Raw genomic sequence first — 2,410 nt, 5'->3', positions numbered from 1 at the left:
CGGTGTCCTGCGAAAACGGGAGAAACGCCCCGTCGGGTTCATATTGGGCTCCTTCGTTGCTGAAGGCCCGGATGGGCCGCTGCAACAAGTGGACACCGGCGCTTGCCGATACCGATCCCAACTCTTACGCAGCAAAAGTCGGCGACCGAGAGGCGTTCGCGACGCAGAATGGCCGCGGACCAGCGATGCGACCAAGTCCCCGGGCCCTATGGGAAACCCTCATCGGCGCGGCTCGGCCGGCCCGACGGGCGTGAGCGCGATCACCGGGATGGTCCGCGACGTCTTGCGCTGGTACTCGGCGAACCCCGGATAGCGCTCGGCCTGCAGCGCATACTTCTCGTCCCGCTCGGCCCCATGCAGCTCCGTGGCATGCACGTCGACGATGTCGTCGCCGACTTCGATGCGGGCGTCCGGGTTAGCCTTGAGGTTCCAATACCACGCGGGGTTGTCGTCCGCGCCGGCCTTCGAAGCGAACACGAGGTACCGGTCGCCGTCGGCCAGATACATCATGATGTTGGTCCGCGGCTTGTCGCTGCGCGCTCCGACGGTGTGCAGGATGACCAGCGGTGCGCCGTCGAACTGGCCACCGACGCGACCGTGATTGGCGCGGAACTCGGCGATGTTGCGTTCGTTGAAATCGTTGCCCTCGCTCACGAAATGCCGGGTATCCGATTGCGCGGTCGTGAAACCTGACCCGCGTTTTGTGATGCGGAGCAAGGGAATCCGTCCGCGGGTGCGAGATCGACAGGACGACATCGGAAGGAGTGTCTTCATGCGCGTGTACCGGTTCGACGAGCTCACCGGGCTGGATGGATTGCGGATGCACGAAGAACCGGTCCCATCGCCCCAGCGAGGAGAATTGCTGCTCCGCGTCCGAGCGGTCTCGCTGAACTATCGGGACGTGGCGATTCCCCTCGGCCGGTACGTGCGCGACAGCACACCCGGGCTGGTGCCGTGCAGCGATGCCGCCGCTGAAGTCGTCGAGGTCGGCGAGGGCGTCGACGACTTCCGTCGCGGCGAGCGGGTGGTGAGTGCATTCCATTCGAGGTGGTTCGGCGGCCCGATGCCGGCGACGGCGGATTCCGACAGCTACGGCAGCGGGCAGGATGGCTGGCTGGCCGAGTACAAGGTGATATCCCGGGAGGCGGTCGTGCGCATTCCCGACTCCATACCCGACGATCAGGCCGCGACGCTGCCGTGCGCCGGGGTCACGGCCTGGAACGCGCTCGGCGGCCCCGCGCCGATTCGCGCGGGCCAAACCGTGTTGACGCTCGGGACCGGCGGCGTTTCGCTGTTCGCGCTGCAATTGGCCAAGCTGGTCGGTGGGCGTGTCGTCGCCACGACGTCGAGTCCCGAGAAGGCGCAGATGCTCAAAGCGCTGGGCGCCGACCACGTCGTCGACTACCGCCGCAATCCGAATTGGGGCGAGCAGGTGCGCGAACTGACCGGTGGCCGAGGCGCGGACCGGGTCGTGGAAGTCGGCGGCCCGGCCACCATCGAGCAGTCGTTGCGTGCCGTCGCCGAAGGTGGCGAGGTCACGCTGATCGGCTTTCTCAGCGAAGACAACCCGGGCATCGACTATTTCCTGCTCAAGGGCGCCGGCGCGACGACGCGATCGATCACCGTCGGGAGCCGGGCCGATCTGCAAGATCTTGTGCGAGCCGTCGGCGCTAGCGGGCTGGCACCGGTGATCGACGACGTCTTCGAATTCGATGAGGCGAAAGCGGCATTCGAGCGGTTACGCGACGGCAAGCACATCGGCAAGCTCGTCATCCGGATCGGCTGAGTCGGCGGGTCTGTTCGCCGCCGGCTATGTGACCCCGTTGTTCCCGGGCGGGCCGAATAGCAGCCCGCCGGCGCCGCCGGTGCCGCTGCTGCCAACGGTCGTGCCAATCCCGGCATTGCCGCCGTTGCCGCCGGTGCCGAACAGCACGGCGTTGCCGCCGTTGGCACCGTTGCCGCCGGTCGCTGCGCCTCCGCCGCCGGCGCCCCCGGCACCGCCGGTGCCCAGGAGGAGTTGGCCCGCCTGGCCGCCGGTCCCGCCCGGCCCGCCGGTCGTGCCCCCGGCTCCGCCGGTCCCGCCGGAACCGGCGTCGCCCCAAAGCAGGCCGGCGTTGCCGCCGGTCCCGCCCGCGCCGCCGGTGATGTTGCTGTATCCGCCGGTTCCGCCGGCGCCGCCGCCGTTGCCGAGGAGTACTGCGGTGCCGCCGGACCCGCCGTGGCCGCCGGCGAGGATCCCGAAGGCGCCGGCCCCGCCGTCGCCGCCGGCGCCTTGCAGCAGGCCGGCGCTACCGCCGGCCCCACCGGCTCCGCCGGTGCCTCCGATGCTGACCCCGCCGTCCCCGCCGGCGCCGCCGTCGCCGGCGAGCAGCCCGCCGTTGCCGCCGGCCCCGCCGGCCCCGCCGGTGGA

3 protein-coding genes are annotated in these 2,410 nt (G+C 70.1%); 1 reads left to right on the top strand and 2 read right to left on the bottom strand.

What is annotated here, in order from left to right; translation table 11 throughout:
- Positions 1-219 precede the first annotated feature (219 nt).
- The gene (locus A5712_RS09750; protein WP_068103940.1) at positions 220-654 is read right to left on the bottom strand and encodes a nitroreductase family deazaflavin-dependent oxidoreductase; all 435 of its coding nucleotides are present in this window, start codon (positions 652-654) and stop codon (positions 220-222) included.
- 118 nt (positions 655-772) lie between these two features.
- On the opposite strand from A5712_RS09750, the gene A5712_RS09745 reads away from it, so the two are divergent.
- Complete coding sequence (locus A5712_RS09745; RefSeq protein WP_068103939.1) at positions 773-1,786, top strand: NAD(P)-dependent alcohol dehydrogenase; 1,014 nt, start codon at positions 773-775, stop codon at positions 1,784-1,786.
- Between the two features lie 24 nt (positions 1,787-1,810).
- Here the strand turns inward: A5712_RS09745 and A5712_RS31325 are convergent.
- Positions 1,811-2,410, bottom strand: a 600-nt coding sequence (locus tag A5712_RS31325) for a PE-PGRS family protein (RefSeq protein WP_197519357.1), incomplete at its 5' end; no start/stop codon positions are given.

It is taken from the genome of Mycobacterium sp. E2327 (assembly GCF_001672675.1).
Classification (GTDB): Bacteria; Actinomycetota; Actinomycetes; order Mycobacteriales; family Mycobacteriaceae; genus Mycobacterium.
Note: the sequence above shows the minus strand (reverse complement) of the source record. Positions and strands in the feature narration are given on the sequence as shown.